Here is a 20,792-nt window from a genome sequence, read left to right as displayed (position 1 = left end):
TTCTTCTGATCGGGCGTTCCATGCGTTACGGTCGATCAGCGGTCCGCGGCCCTCTCGGCGAGCAGCAGGCCGGCCAGTTCATGCGGTGCCACGACGGCGGGCCAGGGGCTGAGGTCCCCGCCGCTCGCCCAGCGGAGGATGAATGATGCCCGTTCCTCCGGGGAGTCCCCGCCGTGTCCGCCGGCGTCCACGTGTCCGTGATCCGCGACCACCACGAGTAGCCATTCTTCACCATGATCGGCCGCGCGGTTCCCGACGGCGTTCCGGATGCGGGCAACATGACCGTCCACCCGGGCCAGCGCCTCCTGGTACTGCGGGCTGAGCGCACCATAGACGTGCCCGGCGTCGTCCACATCACAGAAGTACACGAAGGACACGTCCGGCACTTTGTGGGAATTCAGTGCGGCGAGGGTGAAGTCGGCGATCTCGGCGTCGATCCGGATGAAGCCGTGCGTCTCGCCGTCTCGGGAGACCACCGTGTGCAGCCCGGCCTTCTGCTGCTCCAGCCGCTGATGGATGACGGGTCCCAGTCCCTCCGGGGAGACCAGCGGCGGCCAGCCCGCCGCGGCGAAGGTCCGGGTGGAGGTGTCCTGGTAGAAGGCCCGGGACAGCAAGTCGGGGTGGCCGAAGAGGCGGTGCCCCACGAAGGTGTTGTCCCGGACGCCGTGCTTTGCGTGAGGGGTTCCGGTCAGGAGGGAGGACCAGCCCGGGCCGGACAGTGTGGGGACATCCATTGTCATGTCCCGGTGGTCGCCTTCTGCCGCCAGGGACCTCAGGGTGGAAGCGGAGGCCGACTCCCCGGCCAGGTCCCAGCGGAGCCCGTCGATGCCCAGCAGGATGATGCGGGGCCGTGCGGCGGGGCTCATCGGGCGCCCTCCCGGGCTTCCGCCAGGACGGGGAGCGTGACGTCTGCGAGTGAGGCGAGGAGAGTGCGGCCGGGAGCCGCCTCGATCGGGACGGTAGAGGGCACGACGACGACGGGGCACCCCGCCGCTTCCGCTGCGGCGAGGCCGACGGGGGAGTCCTCCACCACCACACAGTCAGCGGGCGCGGCTCCCAGCCGCCGGGCCGCCTCCAGATAGGGGTCAGGGGCCGGCTTGGACGCGGGAGTGTCCTCGACCGCCACCACGAGCGTGAACAGTTCACGGCCCAGCCGGTCTCGGACCAGTTCCACCACGCGGCGCGGCGAGGCGGAGACGATGGCCGTGGGAATCCGCTCCGCGGCCAGGAGCCGGAGGAGGTCCATGGCCCCGGGACGGGGTACCACCTCCTGTGCCACCAGCTTGGTGAAGGCCTCATCGAGCCGGGCGGAGAGCTCCTCCGCGCTCAGGGCGCCCGCGGAGGACGTGGTGGCCAGGAGGTGGGCGGCCGTGTGCCCGGAGGGGCGGCCCAGGACATCGGGCCCGTCCTCGGGTCCCAGTTCGCGGCCCAGGCTGAATGCTACGTCGGCCGCGGCGTCCCACCACAGGCGTTCGGTGTCCACGAGGGTTCCATCCATGTCGAAGAGTACGGCTGCGGGCATCATGCGATGGTTTCCTCGTTCCGGGCCTGGTCGATCAGGACGGGGCGGTCCGGCAGGCCCAGCCGGATGCGTGCCCCGGTGGGGAGGGTTACTGCGTGGTCGGTGGGGACATCCGCCACCGCCTCGCGGCCGCTGTGCAGGCGAATGGTGAGCCGCGTCGTCGCGCCCAGGAAGGAGGCCCCCACCAGTTGTGCCGGACCGTCCGGGGCCGCGCTGACGGTGAGGGCTTCAGGACGGACCAACACGTCGACGTCGGCCGCGCCGTCCCGGCCGGGCAGGCTCCCTTGGATGGGGCGGCTGAGGCCAAGGACGTCCACCAGGGCGCCGTCGCCGCTGAGCCGGCCCGGGAGCCGGTTCATGGTGCCCACGAATCCAGCGACAAAGGGGGTGGCGGGGGAGTTGTATAGCTCCTCCGGTGTGGCGCACTGTTCCAGGCGCCCGTCCCGCATGACGGCCACGCGGTCCGCCATGGACAGGGCCTCCTCCTGGTCGTGGGTGACGAAGAGGGCGGTGATGCCCAGTTCCAGCTGGAGGCGGCGGATCTCATCCCGCAGGGACTGCCGGACCTTGGCGTCCAGCGCGGAGAGCGGCTCGTCCAGGAGCAGCACCCGCGGTTCCAGAGCCAGGGCCCGAGCCAGGGCCACGCGCTGCTGCTGGCCGCCGGAGAGCTGGCGGGGATAGCGGCTGCCCTGGGTGGGCAGGCCCACCAGTTCCAGGAGTTCCTGCGCGCGGGCACGGCGTCTGGCGGCCGGGGCACCCTGCATGCGCATCCCGAATGCGACGTTGTCCGTCACGTTCAAGTGCGGGAAGAGGCTGTAAGACTGGAACACCATGCCGACGTCGCGGCGGTGCGCGGGAGTGCCGGTCACGTCGACGCCGTCCAGCAGAACCTCACCGGAATCCGGGGTCTCGAAACCGGCCACCATGCGCAGAGCGGTGGTCTTGCCACAGCCGGAAGGGCCTAGCAGCGCGAGCATCTCACCGGGATTCAGTGTCAGGTTCAGGCCGTCCAGGGCCGTGGTGGCGCCGAAGGTGCGCCGCAGTCCGCGGAACTCCAGGGTGGCACCAGCGGTTCCAGCGGAGGCTGGGCGCGGATCAAGGGCGGACGCGGTCATGAGGTCTCCTTGGAGGCTTTGGAACGGCCGAGTTTCGCGACCGCGAGAAGGATGAGCCAGGTTCCGATCAGGCCGACCATGGAGACGGCGACGGAAAGCTGGGCGTGGGATCCGCTGATGGCGACGGTCCAGACGGCGAAGGGCTGGAAGCCGAGCAGTGCGGACACGGCGTACTCGCCGAGCACCATGGCGATGGTCAGGAAGGCGGTGTTCAGCAGGGCCTCCCGGAGGTTGGGCAGAATCACCAGGAACAGGGTCCGGAACCAGGACGCCCTGCAGGACCGTGCCGCCTCCACCAGGACCTTCACCTCGATGGCGTTCAGGCCCGCCTCCAGGGTGGTGTAGGCAAGCGGGAGGGCCATGAGGGTATAAGGGAGTACCAGGATGACCGGGAAAGCGGGCTGCTGCAGGGCGGCGAGCAGCGGGAACCCCGGGGTGTCGTAGAGCCAGTCGGTGGCCCAGCGCAGCACGGTGGTGATGCCGGCGCCCAGCGCCACCGCGGGCACAACCAGAGGGAGCATGCAGACGACGGCGACCAGGGCTTTCGCGCGCGGCGCGGCCAGGCGCACGGACAGGAGAGCGGGAAGCAGGAGGCCGAAGACCAGAACGATTGTGGCGCCGGCCAGAAGCAGGGTCAGGCCCAGGCTCTGGGCCAGGCCGTCGGTGGTGAAGATGGCAGTGTAGGCGTCCAGGCCCGGCTTCTGCCGGGGGTCGCCGAGGCCGACGGTGAATGCGAGGGCACAGAGCAGGGGGACCAGGAAGTAGACGGCCGCCGCGGCGAGGGCGATGGTGCGCCCCAGCCGCGATTCGGGGGCGGTGCGACGGACCCGGGGCCCGCGGCTGGCGGTCAGGAGAGCCATCGTGAGGTCCTTCGCTGCAGGAGGAGCTGGATGCCCATCACCAGGGCGGCCACGATGATCATGTCCATGCCTAGGGCGAGGGCGATGTTGGCCTGGCCCACCAGGACGTCGCCCGTCAGGGCGGAGGCGATCTTCACGGTCACCAGCGGGATGGAGCTGCCCACCATGGCGGCCGCCGTGGCGTAGGCGCTGAAGGCGCTGCCGAACAGGAGGACGAATCCGCTGAGCAGGGTGGGGAACAAAATGGGGAAGGCCACGTGTCGCCAGTACTGGAATCCGGTGGCGCGGTTGTTCTGCGCCGCTTCCCGCCACTGGGGCTTGAGGCCGTCCAGTGCAGGGGTCAGCGTGAGCACCATGAGGGGCACCAGGAAGTACAAGTAGACGATGGCCAGGCCCCAGAAGGTGTAGAGGCTCCAGCCCTTGTCCGTTAGCCCGAAGAAACCAGTGAGGACACCGGCGTTGCCAAGGGTGGAGACAAAGGCGAAGGCGAGGGGTACGCCGCCGAAGTTGGCGATCACGCCGGAGGCGGACAGTGCGGCTTCCCGAAGGCCGCGGAAACGCGAGGTGGCGAGAGCATAGGCGAGCGGAAGGCTGACCACCGTGGCGATGAAGGCGGTGAGGGCTGAGAGACGGACGCTGCCCATGAGGCTTTCCAGATAGGGGCCGTCTAAGGTCGCTGCGAAGTTGACGCCCGTGACGGAAGAGACACCGGCGTCGTCGGTGGTGGTGATGGACCCGGCGGCCATGGCGGCCACGGGGAGACCGAGAACGACGGCGGCGAAGGCAAGCAGCGGGATGACCCCGAGCCAGCCGGCGGAAGGGCGGGCGGTCCGGCGGGGAGCCTGGGGCTCCCGGCATAGGCTTTTAGCACCCGCATCAGCGACGACGGCGCGGTGCGCGACGACGTCAGGTACGGCGGAGGCCATCAGGAGACGGCCTTCGTCCAGCCGTCGGACACGGTGGATTTGGCCTTCTTGCCCTGCTCCTCCGAGGGGTAGTTGGTCTTATCCTGCGCGATCCTGGGCAGGTGGGCCAAGGCGGTCTTGTCCACGGTGCCATCGGCGATCATGGTCGGCAGGAGGACCGGTCGGGCGTAGCCCTTCAGCCAGAGGTTCTGGCCCTCGGTGCTATAGAGGAATTCCTGCCAGAGGCGGGCAGCGGCCGGGTGTGGGGCCCACTTGACGATGGCCTGGGAGTAGTAGAGGGAGAACACGCCGTCCTCCGGGATGGCGACCTGCCACTCGATGCCCTTGGCTTTCAGTTCATCGGCGTAGGCAGCGTTCCGGTAGTCCCAGACGACCGCGATGGGCGTCTCGCCCTTCTCCATGGTGGCGGGGGTGGCTTCCACGGGGTTGAAGTTGCCGATCTGCTTCAGCTTGGCGAAGAAGTCGAGGCCCGGCTGGACGTCGTCGAAGGACCCGCCATTGGCGAGTGCAGCGCCGAACACAGCACTGTAGGCCGAGGACGACTTGGCGGGGTTGCCGGTCAGGGCTACCTTGCCCTTGTACAGCGGGTCTGCCAGCTCGGAGAACTTGGTGGGGCACTTCGCGACGCGCCCAGCATCGCAGCCGATGGAGACGTAGCCGCCCATGTCGTTGTACCAGAGGCCCGTGGCGTCCTTCTGGGAGTCCGCGATCTTGCCGAAGGAAGCCACCTTGTACGGGGTGAGAAGGCCCTCCTTGGCGGCCTGGACATCGAAGTCATGCCCCACGTCGATGACGTCCGGAGAGCGGTCTTGGCCCTTCCGGGAGGACACTGCGTTGAGTTCGTCCGCGCTGGAGGCGTCCGGGTTCTCCACCTCCACCTTGATGCCGTACTTCTTCTCGAAGGTGGAGATGACCTCGCCGTAGTTGGCCCAGTCGTTCGGGAGGGCGATGGCGTTGAGCTTGCCTTCCTTCTTGGCGGCGGCGATCAGAGCCTCCATGCCGCCTGCGGCCTCGGCGGAGGTGGCGGTCTTCCAGTCGGTAGCACCGTCCTTGGACGAGGAGCCGCTGGTGGTTCCCGATGAGCAGGCGGCCAGCCCTGCCATCAGGAAGGCTGCGGCACCTAGGGCGGCGCCGGTGCGGCGAAGGGTGGTGTTCATGAAGTCTCCTAAGAAGTTGGCTATACAACTTGCCGAAACCACTGTTCGGGCCACAAATGTACATCAGGTAAACAACAGGGAATGAGTGACCGAACTGCCGGAGCACTTTCAGTATTGAACCTCTGTCTTGCCGGGGATTTTGCGGTCACGCTGTACCGTGGAGGGATGGGTGACAAGGCATTTGAATGGGGTGGCGGGCGCGTGAAGACCGAGGGAGCTCAGTACCGGAAGTTGGCAGCCATTATGCGCCGCGAGATCGAGGCGGGAGAGTTTGGAAACAACGGACGGCTCCCCAGCGAGGAGAGCCTGGCTGAGCAGTACGGGGTGTCCCGGGGTACCGTGCGCAACGCTCTTGCCCTGCTTCGGTCCAACGGCCTGGTGACCTCCCGGCGCGGGACCCGGCGCGTGGTGCTGGGAACGGCGCGGACCCAGAGTTTCCAGGAGCTCCTGAGTTTCACGGCCTGGGCCCGGGCTCAGGGGGAGGAACCCGGCGCCCGCACCATGCACAGCCGCGTCCGCCCGGCCACCGTGGCCGAAAGAGAGGTTCTGCAGCTCGCCGCCGGGGATGAGGTCACCGAGGTCCTCCGGCTGAGGCTCCTCGGCCGGGTCCCCGTGATGCTGGAGCGCACTGTGTATCCGCCCAGGGTAGGCGCGGTGATCGAGCGCCTGGCCGCAGATTCCCTCTCTCATACCGAGGTCCTCGACGCCTCCGGCGTCGTGTTCGCGGACAGTGAGCACACCATCGACGTTGTGGCCGCCGATCAGACCGATGCCCAGGCGCTGGGGTGCGTCCAAGGCGTGGGCCTGCTTCGGGAGATCCGCCGTGCCACCGATCCTGCGGGCGTGCCCCTGTTGTGGTCAGAGGACAGATTCCTACCGGGAACGGTGTCCTTCGCGGTGCATAATTCGGCGTCGGTCAGTTCGCTCGCCCGCCGGCGCGCGATCCGCTGAATCGGGAGTTCCGATAGTTCCTGTATGGGATGCCCGGTCGAGCCTGCTATACGTTCTGCCATCCGGGCCGCGAGAGTCGCTCGAAGATGAGTTCGGTGGTGGTTGTCGCCAATCGTTTGGCGGTTCAGAATGGCAGCATGACAGCGTCCGGAGATGCAGCGCGTGAAAAGAGGCTGGCGGAAATCGGAACGGCGGTGTTCGCCGCCGCCCCGGCAACCGTCGCCGGTCTGTTGCCGTGGGTGGTGACCCGCTGGAAAGTGCAGCGGCCCGTGCCGGGTGGACTGGCCGCCCAGTGCGCAGGTGTTCTCCTGATCGGCGCCGGCGCAGCGGTGATCACGAATTCTTTTGCCCGGTTCGCCCTTGAGGGAATAGGCACGCCGGCACCGTTTGCGCCGCCGAAGAACCTTGTGGCCAGCGGTTTCTACCAGTTCGTTCGGAACCCCATCTACGTGGGGATTGGCGCCGCGATCACCGGACAGGGCCTCCTGCTGGGACAGCCGAAGCTGTTCGGTCTGGCGGCGCTGTGCGCAGTTCCCGTCGTGGCTTTCGTCAGGTTGTACGAGGAGCCGACGCTGGCACGCAAGTTCGGCGCCGAGTATGAGGACTACCGTGCCAACGTTCCGCGGTGGCTGCCCCGGCTCACTCCTTGGCGGCAGCAGGGCTAACGTCGTACCTGATCCGGGCCAAGGAATTGGAAGAGCTCTCCACCGCGACTATTGGGGGATGCCGCGGTGGAGAGCTCAAAGATGAATATACAGAGAATTTCTGGATATGGAAAGGAAGCCATTCTCCGTTCGGCGCGTCTCATCCCGGCACCAAGCCACTATGATGGTGGTTGTTCAGTGGATTGAACAAGCGTGATTGCCTCGGACCGTAGTTCCGCTGCCCCCCGGTAGCGTTTCTGCGTGGCACGCGCCCACTCTGCGCCAGACGCACGACCGCGAAGGAGAATCATGGCCGATTCCCGCACCCCCCGTTCCGCCGAAGGATTGGGAAGCTCCTCGCCGGCGCCTGCCGTGACCCGCGCAGCCGCGGTCCTGGATGCATTGGCCGAGGCACCTTCAGGCCGGCTGACCCTCAGTGATCTTTCGAGGGAGCTCGGGATCCCGAAGTCTTCCACGTCAAACCTGCTGATGGCTCTTGAGGAAGCCCGGCTTATTACCCGCGAAGGTGCCGACTTTTCACTTGGCCGGAAGCTGGTTGAACTTGGTGCCGCCTATCTCAGCCGGCTCGATGAAGTCCAAGAGTTCTACAAGTTCTGCGAGCAGGCACCAACGCTCTCCGGCGAAACCGTGCGGATTGCGATGATCGACGGCGATCACATCATTTACCTCGCGCGCTACGAAGGGCACCCGGCCGTCCGGCTCACGTCGAACATTGGCGACAAAATGCCGCTTTCCCTGAGCGCCGTCGGAAAGGTTCTCCTGGCCCAGCTTCACGACCATGACATCGAGGCGATGTTCCCGGACGACGTGGAGCTCCCTGTCATGACCCCGAAGTCCCTCCGGAGTGCCGCTGAGCTCAAGGCCCAGGTGGCCGCGATCCGCAAGCAAGGCTATGCCCTGGAGGACGAGGAATCCACGCTCGGCGTGGTTTGCCTTGCCGTGCCCGTGCCTACCCACGGGGCACATGGCCCCAGCCTCGGTCTTTCTGTGACAGCCCTGAAGGCCACCTTTTCCGAGGAGCAGGCTGCCCTGATGGTGAAGGAACTCAAGGAGCTCGCGCACTCGCTGGGCAACCCGATGGGCTAACTGATTTTGCCGCACGAGGGGTCATAAAGCCGCCGTTCGGCGGGGTCATAATTAAATCTGATTACACCACTTGAAACTTGTACAACGTGCTGTACTCTGTTCACTATAGTGATTCACGCCATGGCGGCTGACACTATCTCGCCAGGCCAACGGGGGTCTGGAGTGTTCTTGAGGGAGTGCTTGTGACAACACGTACTAAGACAAAGCTTGCTGATATGGACGGCGCGGTAGTTGAGCCGGAACAGCTGCGAAGGGCAACTCTTGCCAGCTCCGTAGGATCCGCCCTGGAGTACTACGACTTCTACATTTATGGCCTGGCTTCGGCGCTGATCTTCGGACCGCTGTTCTTCAAGCCTTTGGGTGAAAGCGGCGCATTGATCGCGTCGTTCGCAACCTATGGCGTTGGATTCGCGGCGCGGCCCTTCGGCGGCATCTTCTTCGGATTCATCGGAGACCGCTTCGGCCGCAAGATGGTCCTCCTGATGACCATCGGCATGATGGGCCTTGCCAGCTTCGCGATCGGCTTGCTGCCGACGTTCGACCAGGCGGGCATGCTCGGGGCTGTCCTGCTGGTGACCCTCCGTATTGTCCAGGGCCTGGGCGCTGGAGCCGAACAAGCAGGCGCAACCACGCTGATCTCCGAAGTCGCTCCGCCCAAGCGCCGCGGCTACTTCGCTTCGCTGCCATTCGTAGGCATCCAGCTTGGAACCCTCCTCGGTGCCGGCACCTTTGCGCTCATTGGCATGGCCAACAAGAGCGTGCTCGAAGGCTGGCTGTGGCGTGTGCCCTTCCTCGCCAGCTTCATCCTGATCGTCGTGGCAATCTTCATCCGTCTCAGGCTGAAGGAAACCCCCGTGTTCCAGGAACTGGAGAAGCACAAGAGCGTGGTGAAGAACCCCGTTGGTGAGCTCTTGAAGCACTCCAAGAAGAACGTGTTGATCGGCATCGGCCTACGCATGGGCGAAAACGGCAACTCCTCGATCTACGGAACACTTCTCATCTCCTTCATTTCCGTCAAGGAAGGCGTCTTCCCGGGCGACAAATTCATCGGCCCGGTCGGTCTGCTGATCGCAGCAGGATTCGCTGCCGTCATGGTGGTTACCTTCGGTGCCTTGTCGGACCGGATTGGTCGAGTGAAGGTTTACCGCTACGGAGCCTTGTTCCAAGCAATCTTCGCGATTCCCGCGTTTTACCTCGTGACCCTTGGCAATGTCACGCTCGTGTGGGCAGTCATGGTTGTCGGCATCGCCCTTGGCGTGCAGTCCATGCTTGGCCCGCAGTGCCCGCTTCTGCCCGAGCTCTTCGGCTCGCAGTACCGCTTCACCGGCGTCGCCTTGAGCCGCGAGCTGTCCGCTGTTCTGGCCGGCGGGCTGGTTCCCGTGTTCGGCGCCATCCTGCTTGGCGCAACCGGCAACTCGTGGGTGGTTCTTGCGGTCTACTCGCTGGTCCTCGCGCTGATTTCGTTCATCACGACGTTCTTCACGCCGGAAACGGCCGGCCGCGACCTCCGTTCCTTGGAAGACGCGAAGTAGGCAGTCCCGTACCCCGACGTACGCAAGCAGCGACGGCCCCTTCCGAAATTCGGACGGGGCCGTCGCTTTTTCGTGCGCCCGCCCTGGCGCAACAAACCCGCCCCACACAGCAAAGCGGCCCCTCCGGAAACCGGAGGGGCCGCTTGGATGGCGCTGGGTTGTCGGCGGTTTAGTAGAAGTGCACCGTGTCCACCAGGTGGGGGAGTTCCCCGCCGTCGAGGAAGGTGCGCAGGTTGCTGGCGAAGCGCTCGGCAATGAGGCGGTTCTCGGCCGCGCTCAGTGCCGAGGTGTGCGGAGAGACCATGACCTTGGGATGGTTCCACAGCGGGCTGTCCTGGGGGAGCGGCTCGACGGCGAAGACGTCCAGGCAGGCGTAGGACACCTGGCCGTTGTCCAGGGCTTCCAGAAGTGCCTCTTCATCAACCACGGTTCCGCGGCCAACGTTGACAAAAACCGTGCCGGGCTTCATTGCCGAGAAGACTTCGTGGTTGAAGAGTCTCTCCGTGTACGGCGTGCCGGGGAGGGTGTTGACGACGGCGTCGGCCGTCGCCAGGAGTCCGGCCAGGCCATCGTTGTCCGCGACCTGGTCGATCCCTTCGATCGCTTCGACGTTCCGCTTGGTTCCGCTCACCTTCATGCCGAGTGCGCGGGCGATGCGGGCGGTCTCAAGGCCGATTTCGCCGAGACCCGTGACGACTAGCTTGGAGCCGTTCACCAGCTTGGTGGGGGTCCGCAGCTCAGGCCAGACCTTGGCAGCCTGGTCCTGTGCAAGTTCCGCGCTGCGCTTGAAGCCGTTGAGGATGCCCAAGGCCGCGAACTCGGCCAGCGGAAGGGCATGAACGCCTGCGGAGGTGGTGACCTTGAACTTCTGCAACGTCTCGCTGTCGAGGCCGGAGGCCTTCACGGCGCCACCGGCACCTGCGGCCATGGCGTGGATCCACTGCAGGTGCGGGTTGCTCTGGGCGATGCGGGCCAGGCCGGCCGGATTCTCGTTGGGGAAACCGTAAAGGATCTGGGCCTTGTTCAGCATGGACCAGTAGCGTTCCTCTTGTTCGGGAGTCCGCTTGAAGTCGGGATCGCCGGAGTGGTCGGCCGGGAAGCGTTCCGGAGGAAGAAGCTCGGGTTCGTAAAGCACCGTAATGCTCGGATCTACGGCGCGGATACGCTCCACATGCTCAGCTTCGAGCGGGACTGCGATCGCGATGGTGAGTTCATCAGTCGTCATGGTGTTCATCATACTGAATTGAGGCTAGGATATTGAACAGTTTTTGAAAGATGAACCACAAAGAAGTGAGGTGTATGCGAAAGATGACCGCCAAGACCGCAGGTTTCGTGGGACTCGGGCTCATGGGCTTCCCCATGGCAGCCAATCTGCTCGGCAACGGCTGGGAGGTGACTGCATGGAACCGTTCCGCCGAAGCGCTCGCCGAGCTGGAGAAGCTCGGCGGAAAGCGTTCGGAGTCGGTTGCCGGACTCCGGGACCAACCCGTCATCATTTTCATGCTTCCGGATCTCTCCTACATCCAGGATGCCGCCGCGCCGCTCCTCGACTCCTGGCGCTCGGCCGCGCCGCTTCAGGGAACCCTGGTCGTCATCATGAGCAGCGTGTCCCCGACCGCCGTGCAGGAATTCGGCCGGACGGTCCATAGCGCAAGTGGCGGGAACGCCGTCGTCGTCGATGCCCCGGTCAGCGGGGGCACCAAAGGTGCGCAGGATGGCACACTGGCCATCATGGTGGGAGCCGGCGAAGAAGACTTCGAGCGCTCGCTTCCCGTGCTCCAATCCATGGGCACCACCGTCCGCCGCATGGGCAACCTGGGTTCCGGTTCGCTGGCGAAGGCCTGCAACCAGCTGATCGTCGGGACCACGACGGCGGCGCTCGCGGAAGCCGCCGAACTCGCCGAACGCTCGGGCATGGATGCTTCTACCCTCTTCGATGTCCTGGCCGGCGGACTCGCCGGAAGCCGGGTCCTGGAGATTGTCGGCCCACGACTAGCAGCCAAGGATTACGCGCCCACAGGTCCCGCGAAGTTCATGCACAAGGACCTCAAGTTCGTGCTCGAAAGCGCCGAAGCGGCCGGTGCCGCCGTCCCGATGGCGACTGCCGGCGTCGAACTCTACCGCGAACTGATTGATCAGGGCCTTGGCGACCAGGACCTCGCCGTCGTCCGCCAGGCCATCGCCAACCTCAGCGACTCTTCCCTAAGCCCTCTGAACTAAGTAAGGAAACAACCATGAGTGGACTCTTCGATCTCACCGGGCGCGTTGCGCTCGTGACCGGATCCAGCCGCGGCATCGGCAACGCGCTGGCCCGCGGACTGGCCGACGCCGGTGCCACCGTTGTCCTCAACGGCATCAACACGGAGCGGCTCAAGGACGCGGAAGCCGCCATGGCGGCGGACTTCGGGCCCGGCCGCATTCACAGCTGTGCGTTCGACGTCACGAGCGATACCGAGGCGGCCCGCGGCGTTGCCTGGGTAGAGGAGAACGTCGGCCCCCTCGATATCCTCGTCAACAACGCGGGCATCCAGCACCGCGTCCCGATGCTGGACCTGGATGTGAAGGACTGGGAGCGGGTCATCACCACCGACCTGACGAGCGCCTTCCTCGTAGGACGTGAAGCCGCCCGCCACATGATTCCGCGGGGCCGCGGCAAGATCATCAACATCTGCTCCGTGCAGACTGACCTTGCACGCCCGACGATCGCCCCCTATGTGGCCGCCAAGGGTGGACTGCGTAACCTGACACGCGCCATGACCGCCGAATGGGCGGCCTCCGGCCTTCAGATCAACGGCATTGCACCGGGTTACATCCACACCGAAATGACCCAGAACCTCGTGGACGATCCCGACTTCAACTCCTGGATCCTTGGCCGGACGCCGGCCCACCGATGGGGAACTGTAGCGGATCTCGCCGGACCGGCGGTCTGGCTTGCCTCCGAGGCTTCGAACTTCGTCAACGGCCAGACGATCTTCGTCGACGGCGGAATGACGGTGGTCGTCTAATGAGCGGCTTCGAGCTTCCCCAGTCTTCACCCGCGGTTGTGGCCCACGCCGCCGGCGACCTTCGCATCGAGGACATAGCCCTCGTTGTTCCCACCCCTGACCAGGCCGTCGTCGAGATCGCTTACGGTGGCATTTGTGGCTCGGACCTGCACTACTGGCTCCATGGCGCGGCGGGGGAATCGATCCTCAAGGCTCCCATGGTGCTCGGTCACGAAATCGTCGGCACTGTTGTCCAGCAGGCTGCCGATGGCAGCGGCCCGGCAGCCGGAACCGCCGTCGCGGTCCACCCCGCGACCCCCGCCCCGGGTGCCGCCAGGTATCCGGAAGACCGGCCCAACCTTTCTCCGGGCTGCACCTACCTCGGCAGTGCGGCACGGTACCCGCACACGGACGGCGCCTTCAGCCGCTACGCGACCCTACCGTCCCGCATGCTCCGGACCCTTCCGTCCACGCTGGACTTGCGCACGGCGGCGCTTGTGGAGCCGGCCAGCGTTGCCTGGCACGCCGTCGCCCGAGCAGGGGACGTGGCCGGAAAGACGGCGCTGGTGATCGGAAGCGGTCCGATCGGCGCGCTGGCAGTTGCGGTCCTCAAACGCGCGGGGGCAACCCGGATCGTGGCCGTCGACATGCATGACAAGCCTCTTGAGATCGCGCGTGCAGTGGGCGCCGACGAAGTTCTCAAGGGCGATGACGCAGAGGCAATCGCCGCCGTGGAAGCCGACGTCGTCATCGAGTCCTCGGGCAGCCACTTCGGACTGGCATCGGCCATCAAAGGCGCGGTACGCGGCGGGAAGGTGGTCATGGTCGGGCTGCTGCCCTCGGGACCGCAGCCGGTCTTCATTTCGCTGGCCATCACCCGCGAGCTCGAACTGCTCGGTTCCTTTCGTTTCAACAACGAGATCGACGAGGTCATTGCGGCGCTCGCAGACGGTTCGCTCTACGTGGACCCTGTAGTGACGCACGAATTCACGCTGGATCGCGGCCTGGAGGCTTTCGAGGTGGCAAGGAACTCTGCCGAATCGGGGAAGGTCCTGCTGAACTTCCAGCCTGTGGCCTAGCCTCCCAGCCTCCCAGCCTCCCAGCCGATCAGTCGATCAGCCGATCAGTCGGGCGGCGCCGGCTCCCAGCCGTTAGCGCCGCTCGACTGGAACAAATACCCGTGGCTGGCCCTCCCAGCCCGGTGACAGGTCCGCGATGGTCTCCCGCATGATGTTGGAGGAGGCCTCGCGGGCCTTGTCGCCGTCTCCGTCCCTGATGCCTTGGGCGACATCCAGATGCCATTGCAGGGCCGCTTCCTTCGGATGTTCCGGCATGAGGCCGTGAACTGTCCGGCCGGTGAGTGTCTCCGTGACCTGCCCAATCAGGTTCGCGAACATTTCATTGCCGGAACCGGAAAGCACAAGGGCGTGAAAGCGGATGTCGAGATCCAGGAAGGTGGGCATGTCGCCCGCACGGCCTGCTTCACGCATGGCCAGGGAGATCTCCACCAGTTCGCTGCGCAGGGACTCCGGGGCGTTTTCCGCGGCCAGTTCCGCAGCTACGGGTTCGACGGCGGAGCGGAGTTCGGCGAGGGAGCGCAACTGTGCGCCGCGGCCTTCTCCGGCCAGCCGCCAGCGGATGACCAGCGGATCGAAGGGATTCCAGCGGTGCGCGGGAAGGACCCGGATGCCAACTCGCTTGATGGTTTCCACCAGTCCCAGAGACTGCAGTACCCTGACGGCCTCACGTACCACCGACCGCGACACTTTGAGTTCCTCCTCAAGATGCTCAGCCAGCATGACGTGACCGGTGGGGAGCTTACCGCCGACGATCCGGGTACCCAGGTGCTCGACAGCGCGGTAGTGGAGACTGGTTGACATAGTCGTAAGCATAGTGGCGTTGACCGCTCCGCCACCGGAAGCCCGGACGCCGGCGAACTCCCCACAGTACGAGCTCGCAACATAGACTCTTTTGTGACGCGGACGTTTCCAAAACGTGGGCGCAACTTTCCCAGACGTGGTCCGAATACGTATGGTTTATTCCAGCTACTGCTCTAGAAAGCGTTTCCTCGCTCCTAGCAGGACTCGATGCACAAGAATGAATTGGAGTTTTGATGTCAGCACACATCGGTGTCACCGGCCTCGCGGTGATGGGCGCCAATCTGGCCCGCAACCTGGCCCGCAACGGCTTCACCGTTGCCCTCCACAACCGCTCCGTCGAAAAGACCGACGCCCTGCTCGCCAAGCACGGCACGGACGGCGACTTCATCCGCACGGAAACCCTCCAGGAACTCGTGGACTCCCTCGAGAAGCCCCGCCGTGTCCTGATCATGGTGAAGGCCGGCAAGCCGGTTGACGCCGTCATCGACCAGCTCGTTCCCTTGCTGGAGCCCGGCGACATCGTGATCGACGCCGGTAACTCGCACTACGAGGACACCCGCCGTCGCGAATCCGCGCTGGCCGAGAAGGACCTGCACTTCGTGGGCGTCGGTGTTTCCGGCGGCGAAGAGGGCGCCCTCAACGGCCCTTCCATCATGCCCGGTGGTTCCAAGGAGTCCTACGACGCCTTGGGCCCGCTGCTCGAAAAGATCTCGGCCAAGGTTGACGGCCAGCCCTGCTGCGCCTGGATCGGCACCGACGGCGCCGGACACTTCGTCAAGATGGTCCACAACGGCATCGAATACGCCGACATGCAGGTCATCGGCGAAGCCTTCGATCTCCTCCGTTCCGGCGCCGGCATCGAGCCGGCCGAGCAGTCCAAGATCTTCGCCGAATGGAACAAGGGCGAACTCGCTTCCTTCCTGATCGAAATCTCCGCAGAGGTCCTTGGGCACGTTGACGCCAAGACGGGCAAGCCGTTCGTCGACGTCGTCGTCGACGCTGCCGGCCAGAAGGGCACCGGCCGCTGGACGGTCATCTCCGCCCTCGAGCTGGGCTCCCCGGTTTCGGGCATCGCAGAGTCCGTCTTCGCGCGGGCCCTGTCTTCCCAGGCAGAGCAGCGCAGGCTTGGCCAGGAGCTGCTCGCCGGCGAGGAAATCGACGTCGAGGTCCCCGAGAACTTCGTCGAGGACGTCCGCCAGGCTCTTTACGCTTCCAAGCTGGTTTCGTACGCACAGGGCCTGGACATGCTTACTTCCGCCGCGAAGGAATACGGCTGGGACCTCAAGCTCGATGAAATCGCTTCGCTGTGGCGCGGCGGCTGCATCATCCGCGCCGAGCTGCTCAAGGAAATCACCAACGCCTACGCAGCCGAGGAGAAGCCGGCCAACCTGCTGTTCGCCCCTGCTTTCACCAAGGCGATCGCCGGGGCGCTGCCGGCATGGCGCCGCGTGGTGGCAACGGCTGTCCAGCTGGGCATCCCGGTTCCCGTGTTCTCCTCGTCGCTGGCCTACTACGACGGACTTCGCCGCAAGCGCCTCGCTGCAGCAGTCATCCAGGGCCAACGTGACCTCTTCGGTGCGCACACCTACGGCCGCGTCGACGCCGAGGGCACTTTCCACACCCTGTGGGGCGAAGACAAGTCCGAGATCTCGGCAGTCGACACGCACTAAGAACCCCATTGCCCCGCAGATTGGGGCAGGCCCTTTCGTGTCGACTCCGTCGCCACGTAGGGACCCTGCTGCCCCACTCTTGGGGCAGGCCCGATTCGGTTCAAGTCAAAGGCCGGTGCTTCCGCGTTACTGTGGAGGCGCCGGCCTTTGCCGTTGGTACGTCCTGAAGGAAAACACCACCCGTCACACGAGGAGCAGTCCATGCCGCAACGCGTCGCATTTGTCACAGGGGCGTCAACCGGAATCGGTTTCGAAGCCGCCATCAAGCTCAGCAAGGCAGGAATGGTCGTGTACGCGGGGGCACGGCGGGTCGAGAAGATGGAGCCGCTCAAAGCCCACGGAATCAAGGTGTTGTCCCTGGACGTCACCGAGGATGACTCGATGAAGGCCGCGGTGGAGCTTGTCTTGGCCGAGCAAGGACGGATCGACGTACTGGTCAACAATGCCGGATATGGGTCCTACGGTTCCTTGGAAGAGGTTCCACTGGATGAGGGGCGGCGCCAGTTCGAGGTCAACGTCTTCGGTCTCGCCCGGATGTCCCAACTGGTGATTCCCGTAATGCGTGCTGCGGCTTCCGGCAGGATCATCAACGTCTCCTCGATCGGCGGCAAAATGTATGAGCCCCTGGGCGCCTGGTACCACGCAACAAAATTCGCCGTCGAGGGCCTCAGCGACTCCTTGCGCCTGGAACTGAAGCCCCATGGCATCGACGTGGCAATCATCGAGCCTGCCGGCACGGACACGGAATGGGGAACCATTGCCGGGGAGAGCCTGCTGACGGTTTCCGGACACGGACCGTATCGCGAGCAGGCCGGGATCGTGGCGGCTGCCCTGGCGTCGACGTCGGGAACCGCGCTTTCGACGCACCCGCGTACTGTGGCGGGATCCATAGTCCATGCGGCGACGTCGCGAAAGCCCAGGACCCGTTACCCGGTGGGCAGGGGAGCCTGGACCATTCTGGCCTTGCGTAGGGTACTTCCCGACCGGGCCTTCGACACGGTTTTCTGGAACGCCTGCAAACGCTTTTCCGGCTAGATCCGGTACTCGATGTAGTACTCGGCGGGATCGACGGCGGGTTTCGTTTCGCTCTTGGCATCACGGTGCCTCCACGTTGCGGGAACACCGGTGATGATCGACTCAGGCGGTGCGTCCTTGACCACGACGGCGTTGGCGCCTATGGCACTGTCGGCGCCTATGGTGATGGGACCAAGGACCTTGGCCCCGGCTCCGATGGTGACCCGATTTCCGATGGTGGGGTGTCGTTTGACCTTGGCCAAGGAACGGCCGCCCAGCGTCACGCCGTGGTAGATCATGACGTCTTCGCCGATCTCGGCGGTCTCACCGATGACCACACCCATGCCGTGGTCAATGAAGAACCTGCGGCCGATGGTCGCGCCGGGGTGGATCTCGATGCCGGTCAGGAAGCGGGCAAGCTGCGAAATGAGCCGTGCCGGGAACCGCAGCTCGGGGTTTTGCCACAATTTGTGCGTCAGGCGATGCGCCCAGATGGCATGAAGGCCGGAGTAGGCAAAAAAGTTCTCAAAGGAGCCTCGGGCCGCCGGGTCGTGTGACCGGGCGGCCTCGAGGTCCTCCATAAGTCTTGCGAAGAAGCTCACAAAGACCTTTCTACAGGAAATGAAAGAAAGCGGTTGCGCGGGGTCCGCAATCAGCCGCGAATGTCGTCAAAAAGCACGGTGGAGATGTAACGTTCGCCGAAGTCGGGAACGATTGCCACGATGAGCTTGTCCTTGTTCTCCGGACGCTTTGCGAGCTCCAGCGCACCCCAGACGGCGGCGCCGGCCGAGATTCCGCCCAAGATGCCTTCCTTGGTGCCGAGGGCACGCGCGGTGGCAACTGAGTCCTCGAGGGTTGCGTCGAGAACCTCGTCGTAGACGTTGGTGTCCAGGATTTCCGGAATGAAGTTCGCGCCAAGGCCCTGGATCTTGTGCGGGCCGGGAGCGCCGCCGTTCAGGATGGGGGAGTCCTTGGGCTCGACGGCCACGATCTGGATCTCGGGCTTGCGTTCCTTCAGGACCTGCCCGACGCCGGTGATGGTCCCTCCGGTGCCGACGCCGCCGACGAAGATGTCCACGCCGCCGTCGGTGTCTGCCCAGATTTCCTCGGCCGTGGTGGTGCGGTGGATCTCCGGGTTTGCCTCGTTGGCGAACTGCTGGGCCCAGACGGAGTTCTCAGTGTTGGCCACGATTTCCTGGGCCTTCTCGACGGCTCCGCGCATGCCTTCCGAGCCGGGGGTCAGGACAATCTCAGCACCGTAGGCGCGCAGCATGACGCGGCGCTCGGTGGACATGGTTTCCGGCATAGTCAGGATGACCTTGTAACCGCGCGCCGCGCCGACGAGGGCCAGTGCGATGCCGGTGTTGCCGGAGGTTCCCTCGACGATGGTGCCGCCCGGCTTCAGCGCACCGGACTTCTCGGCGGCGTCGACGATCGCGACGCCGATACGGTCTTTGACGCTATTGGCGGGGTTGTAGAACTCCAGCTTCACGGCAACCGTGGCGCCCAAGCCTTCGGTGAGCCTGTTCAAGCGGACCAGGGGGGTTCCGCCGATCAGCTGGGTGACGTCGTCGTAGATCCGTGCCATGTAATCATGCCTATTCTCTGAATTCGCTGAAATAGCTACTGCTGAGGTCAGCCTAACGAGCGGTGCTACACGCTGCTACGCGCGGAGCCACGAAGAGTAATATTTCCGGGCCTTGGCGAGCTTGGGGTTGATGATCACCTGGCAATAGCCCTGCTCCGGGAACTTGGCGTAGTAGTCCTGGTGGATGGACTCCGCTTCGTAGAATTCCGGCAGCCTGCTGACTTCGGTCACAATCGGCTTGGACCACAGTTCCTGGTTCCGCAGGATGGCTTCTTCGAAGAGGATCTTTTCTTCCGTGGTGGTGTAGAACATCGAGGAACGGTACTGTGTCCCGACGTCGTAGCCCTGGCGGTTGAGAGTGGTGGGATCATGCAGCGCAAAGAACATGTCGAGGATGATGTCCGCCGGAATGATGTCCTCCTCGAAAGTCACGGCGACGACCTCCGCGTGGCCCGTCATTCCGGAGCAGACATCGTAATAATCAGGGTTGCGGATGTGCCCGCCCGTGTAGCCGGAAACCACGGAACTGACGCCCTTGGTCTTCTGATAGACGGCGTCGAGGCACCAGAAGCAGCCTCCGCCAAGTACAAAAGTTTTCATGATCTCTTCAATGGCTGGGAGTCCCGGATGATTCCCGCACAACCTTACGGGACTGTGACGGCGCAGAACCGGCCAGTGGCAACAATCTCGAACAGCCCGGTTCCCGCAGGCGCGACTTGGCCGCCGGATGCGCAAGAATGTAATGCATGGAAGCTGTGAACACCGCGGTTGCAGATACAGGATCCGGCGAAGAACCGGAGAATGGTGCAGCCGGAACTCCAAGAGCCAGCACCCCTACGCTAGGTCAGGTCCTATTGGCAGTGGAGGAGCTCTGGCCGGAATCGCTCGCCGAGGAATGGGACGAGGTAGGGCTCGTGGTCGGACGGCCCACCGCCACCGTCACCAAGGTCATGTTCGCTGTAGATCCGACCCTCGCCGCCATTGAAGAAGCCATCGAATGGGGCGCCGAGCTCCTCGTTACGCACCATCCTTTGCTGCTCAAGGGCGTCACCTCCGTTGCTGCCACCACCGCCAAGGGCCTTGCTGTCCATCGGCTCATTGAGTCAGGTACCGGGCTGCTGACCGTCCACACGAACGGGGACTCCGCCGTCGGAGGCGTTTCCGATGTCCTGGCCGACGCGTTCGGGCTGGACAACGTTGTCCCGCTGGCTCCTGCGGCACACGGCTTGCCGGAAGAGGGGATCGGCCGGGTCGGCGACCTGCCCGAACTCATGACCCTGGGAGATTTCGCCGCCCGGGTATTCGAGATCCTGCCCTCAGTGGCCGGCGGCGTGCGGGTCGCCGGGGACAAGGATGGACTCGTGCGGCGTGTGGCCGTTTGCGGCGGAGCCGGAGATAGTCTCTTCGACGCCGTCCGCGCCAGCCAGGCGGACATCTACGTCACCGCGGATATGCGGCACCACCCTGCATCCGAGGCCCGCGAAGCTGCCGTTGACGGCAGGCCGTACCTCGTTGACGTATCGCACTTCGCGAGTGAGTGGCTGTGGCTGCCCGCCGCGGCCGAAGCGCTCGGCAACGTGCTCGCGGACCAGGGTCACGACGTCGAGATCCGGGTGGCTTCCACCAACAGCGATCCCTGGGACTTCATTCTGACTCCGGGCTAAGCCTGGCGTGCGAGCTCCGTTCCAGGGCCCACTCCGGCGAGGGACCCACACCGAGCGCAGCGAGGTTTGGGAGCCGGTGGGGATGTAGCGAGGCAGGGGAGCGCCCTAGGCGATAGAGTCGAGACAAACAGGCCCAAGGCCTGGCTGGGGCTGAATATCATCCCCGGCACGATCAAGC

The 20,792-nt window shown here is 64.9% G+C and carries 21 protein-coding genes; 10 read left to right on the top strand and 11 right to left on the bottom strand.

From position 1 onward, the window contains the following. Nucleotides 1–35 precede the first annotated feature (35 nt). The 6 genes from AC4CS3_RS15355 to AC4CS3_RS15330 are packed head-to-tail and all read right to left on the bottom strand — an operon-like array spanning nucleotide 36 to nucleotide 5,580. The gene (locus AC4CS3_RS15355) at nucleotides 36–866 is read right to left on the bottom strand and encodes an alkaline phosphatase family protein (protein WP_490784180.1); all 831 of its coding nucleotides are present in this window, start codon (nucleotides 864–866) and stop codon (nucleotides 36–38) included. Further along, complete coding sequence (locus AC4CS3_RS15350) at nucleotides 863–1,525, bottom strand: HAD family hydrolase (RefSeq protein ID WP_490784179.1); 663 nt, start codon at nucleotides 1,523–1,525, stop codon at nucleotides 863–865. Before AC4CS3_RS15350 ends, AC4CS3_RS15355 begins: the two co-directional genes overlap by 4 nt. After that, the gene (locus tag AC4CS3_RS15345; protein ID WP_490784178.1) at nucleotides 1,522–2,637 is read right to left on the bottom strand and encodes an ABC transporter ATP-binding protein; all 1,116 of its coding nucleotides are present in this window, start codon (nucleotides 2,635–2,637) and stop codon (nucleotides 1,522–1,524) included. The genes AC4CS3_RS15350 and AC4CS3_RS15345 overlap by 4 nt, the downstream gene beginning before the upstream one ends. Continuing rightward, on the bottom strand, nucleotides 2,634–3,497 hold the full coding sequence (locus AC4CS3_RS15340) for an ABC transporter permease subunit (protein ID WP_490784177.1): 864 nt from the start codon (nucleotides 3,495–3,497) through the stop codon (nucleotides 2,634–2,636). Before AC4CS3_RS15340 ends, AC4CS3_RS15345 begins: the two co-directional genes overlap by 4 nt. After that, on the bottom strand, nucleotides 3,485–4,423 hold the full coding sequence (locus AC4CS3_RS15335; RefSeq protein ID WP_490784176.1) for an ABC transporter permease: 939 nt from the start codon (nucleotides 4,421–4,423) through the stop codon (nucleotides 3,485–3,487). The genes AC4CS3_RS15340 and AC4CS3_RS15335 overlap by 13 nt, the downstream gene beginning before the upstream one ends. Then, nucleotides 4,423–5,580: an ABC transporter substrate-binding protein gene (locus AC4CS3_RS15330; protein WP_490784175.1), complete on the bottom strand. Its 1,158-nt coding sequence runs from the start codon at nucleotides 5,578–5,580 to the stop codon at nucleotides 4,423–4,425. The genes AC4CS3_RS15335 and AC4CS3_RS15330 overlap by 1 nt, the downstream gene beginning before the upstream one ends. Nucleotides 5,581–5,661: 81 nt before the next feature. Here AC4CS3_RS15330 and AC4CS3_RS15325 point away from each other — a divergent pair, with 81 nt between their 5' ends. From AC4CS3_RS15325 to AC4CS3_RS15310, 4 genes are all read left to right on the top strand, one after another. After that, entirely contained in the window at nucleotides 5,662–6,531 is an 870-nt protein-coding gene (locus AC4CS3_RS15325) for a GntR family transcriptional regulator (RefSeq protein WP_490784174.1), read from the top strand. 137 nt (nucleotides 6,532–6,668) lie between these two features. Further along, the gene (locus tag AC4CS3_RS15320; RefSeq protein ID WP_490784173.1) at nucleotides 6,669–7,196 is read left to right on the top strand and encodes a methyltransferase family protein; all 528 of its coding nucleotides are present in this window, start codon (nucleotides 6,669–6,671) and stop codon (nucleotides 7,194–7,196) included. A 288-nt stretch (nucleotides 7,197–7,484) separates the two neighbouring features. Further along, entirely contained in the window at nucleotides 7,485–8,282 is a 798-nt protein-coding gene (locus tag AC4CS3_RS15315) for an IclR family transcriptional regulator domain-containing protein (protein ID WP_415985924.1), read from the top strand. A gap of 176 nt (nucleotides 8,283–8,458) precedes the next feature. After that, nucleotides 8,459–9,814 (top strand): MFS transporter, encoded by a 1,356-nt coding sequence (locus AC4CS3_RS15310; RefSeq protein ID WP_490784172.1) that lies wholly within the window; start codon nucleotides 8,459–8,461, stop codon nucleotides 9,812–9,814. A 169-nt stretch (nucleotides 9,815–9,983) separates the two neighbouring features. On the opposite strand, the gene AC4CS3_RS15305 is transcribed toward AC4CS3_RS15310, so the two are convergent. Further along, complete coding sequence (locus tag AC4CS3_RS15305; RefSeq protein ID WP_490784171.1) at nucleotides 9,984–11,051, bottom strand: D-2-hydroxyacid dehydrogenase; 1,068 nt, start codon at nucleotides 11,049–11,051, stop codon at nucleotides 9,984–9,986. A gap of 71 nt (nucleotides 11,052–11,122) precedes the next feature. Between AC4CS3_RS15305 and AC4CS3_RS15300 the strand changes: the two genes are divergently transcribed. From AC4CS3_RS15300 to AC4CS3_RS15290, 3 genes are read left to right on the top strand one after another with little or no spacing between them, the layout of a single operon-like run. Beyond that, nucleotides 11,123–12,034 carry an NAD(P)-dependent oxidoreductase gene (locus AC4CS3_RS15300; RefSeq protein ID WP_490784194.1) on the top strand — a complete coding sequence of 304 codons (912 nt, stop codon included), beginning with the start codon at nucleotides 11,123–11,125 and terminating at the stop codon, nucleotides 12,032–12,034. Between the two features lie 14 nt (nucleotides 12,035–12,048). Then, the gene (locus tag AC4CS3_RS15295) at nucleotides 12,049–12,819 is read left to right on the top strand and encodes an SDR family oxidoreductase (protein WP_404501506.1); all 771 of its coding nucleotides are present in this window, start codon (nucleotides 12,049–12,051) and stop codon (nucleotides 12,817–12,819) included. Further along, nucleotides 12,819–13,877 carry an L-idonate 5-dehydrogenase gene (locus tag AC4CS3_RS15290; protein ID WP_490784170.1) on the top strand — a complete coding sequence of 353 codons (1,059 nt, stop codon included), beginning with the start codon at nucleotides 12,819–12,821 and terminating at the stop codon, nucleotides 13,875–13,877. The genes AC4CS3_RS15295 and AC4CS3_RS15290 overlap by 1 nt, the downstream gene beginning before the upstream one ends. A 72-nt stretch (nucleotides 13,878–13,949) precedes the next feature. Here the strand turns inward: AC4CS3_RS15290 and AC4CS3_RS15285 are convergent, their stop codons facing one another. Further along, nucleotides 13,950–14,678 (bottom strand): FadR/GntR family transcriptional regulator, encoded by a 729-nt coding sequence (locus AC4CS3_RS15285; RefSeq protein WP_437770575.1) that lies wholly within the window; start codon nucleotides 14,676–14,678, stop codon nucleotides 13,950–13,952. Nucleotides 14,679–14,911: 233 nt separating this feature from the next. On the opposite strand from AC4CS3_RS15285, the gene gnd reads away from it, so the two are divergent. Together gnd and AC4CS3_RS15275 are read left to right on the top strand one after the other, a co-directional pair. Further along, nucleotides 14,912–16,348: an NADP-dependent phosphogluconate dehydrogenase gene (gnd, locus tag AC4CS3_RS15280; protein ID WP_490784169.1), complete on the top strand. Its 1,437-nt coding sequence runs from the start codon at nucleotides 14,912–14,914 to the stop codon at nucleotides 16,346–16,348. A gap of 201 nt (nucleotides 16,349–16,549) precedes the next feature. Then, nucleotides 16,550–17,383 carry an oxidoreductase gene (locus tag AC4CS3_RS15275; protein WP_490784168.1) on the top strand — a complete coding sequence of 278 codons (834 nt, stop codon included), beginning with the start codon at nucleotides 16,550–16,552 and terminating at the stop codon, nucleotides 17,381–17,383. Here AC4CS3_RS15275 and epsC read toward each other — a convergent pair. From epsC to msrA, 3 genes are all read right to left on the bottom strand, one after another. Then, on the bottom strand, nucleotides 17,380–17,964 hold the full coding sequence (epsC, locus tag AC4CS3_RS15270; protein WP_490784167.1) for a serine O-acetyltransferase EpsC: 585 nt from the start codon (nucleotides 17,962–17,964) through the stop codon (nucleotides 17,380–17,382). The two genes, AC4CS3_RS15275 and epsC, sit on opposite strands and share 4 nt — an antisense overlap. Before the next feature lie 50 nt (nucleotides 17,965–18,014). Continuing rightward, nucleotides 18,015–18,950: a cysteine synthase A gene (cysK, locus tag AC4CS3_RS15265; RefSeq protein WP_441413530.1), complete on the bottom strand. Its 936-nt coding sequence runs from the start codon at nucleotides 18,948–18,950 to the stop codon at nucleotides 18,015–18,017. Nucleotides 18,951–19,025: 75 nt separating this feature from the next. Then, a complete protein-coding gene (gene msrA / locus AC4CS3_RS15260) occupies nucleotides 19,026–19,550 on the bottom strand; it encodes a peptide-methionine (S)-S-oxide reductase MsrA (protein ID WP_441413529.1) in 525 nt (174 codons plus the stop codon). A gap of 146 nt (nucleotides 19,551–19,696) precedes the next feature. Here msrA and AC4CS3_RS15255 point away from each other — a divergent pair, with 146 nt between their 5' ends. Next, a complete protein-coding gene (locus tag AC4CS3_RS15255; protein WP_437770571.1) occupies nucleotides 19,697–20,614 on the top strand; it encodes a Nif3-like dinuclear metal center hexameric protein in 918 nt (305 codons plus the stop codon). The last annotated feature ends 178 nt before the right edge of the window (nucleotides 20,615–20,792 follow it).

Source organism: Arthrobacter sp. SE2 (genome assembly GCF_058244265.1).
The sequence above is the reverse complement of the archived record's forward strand: the minus strand, read 5'-3'. Positions and strand labels throughout refer to the sequence as shown.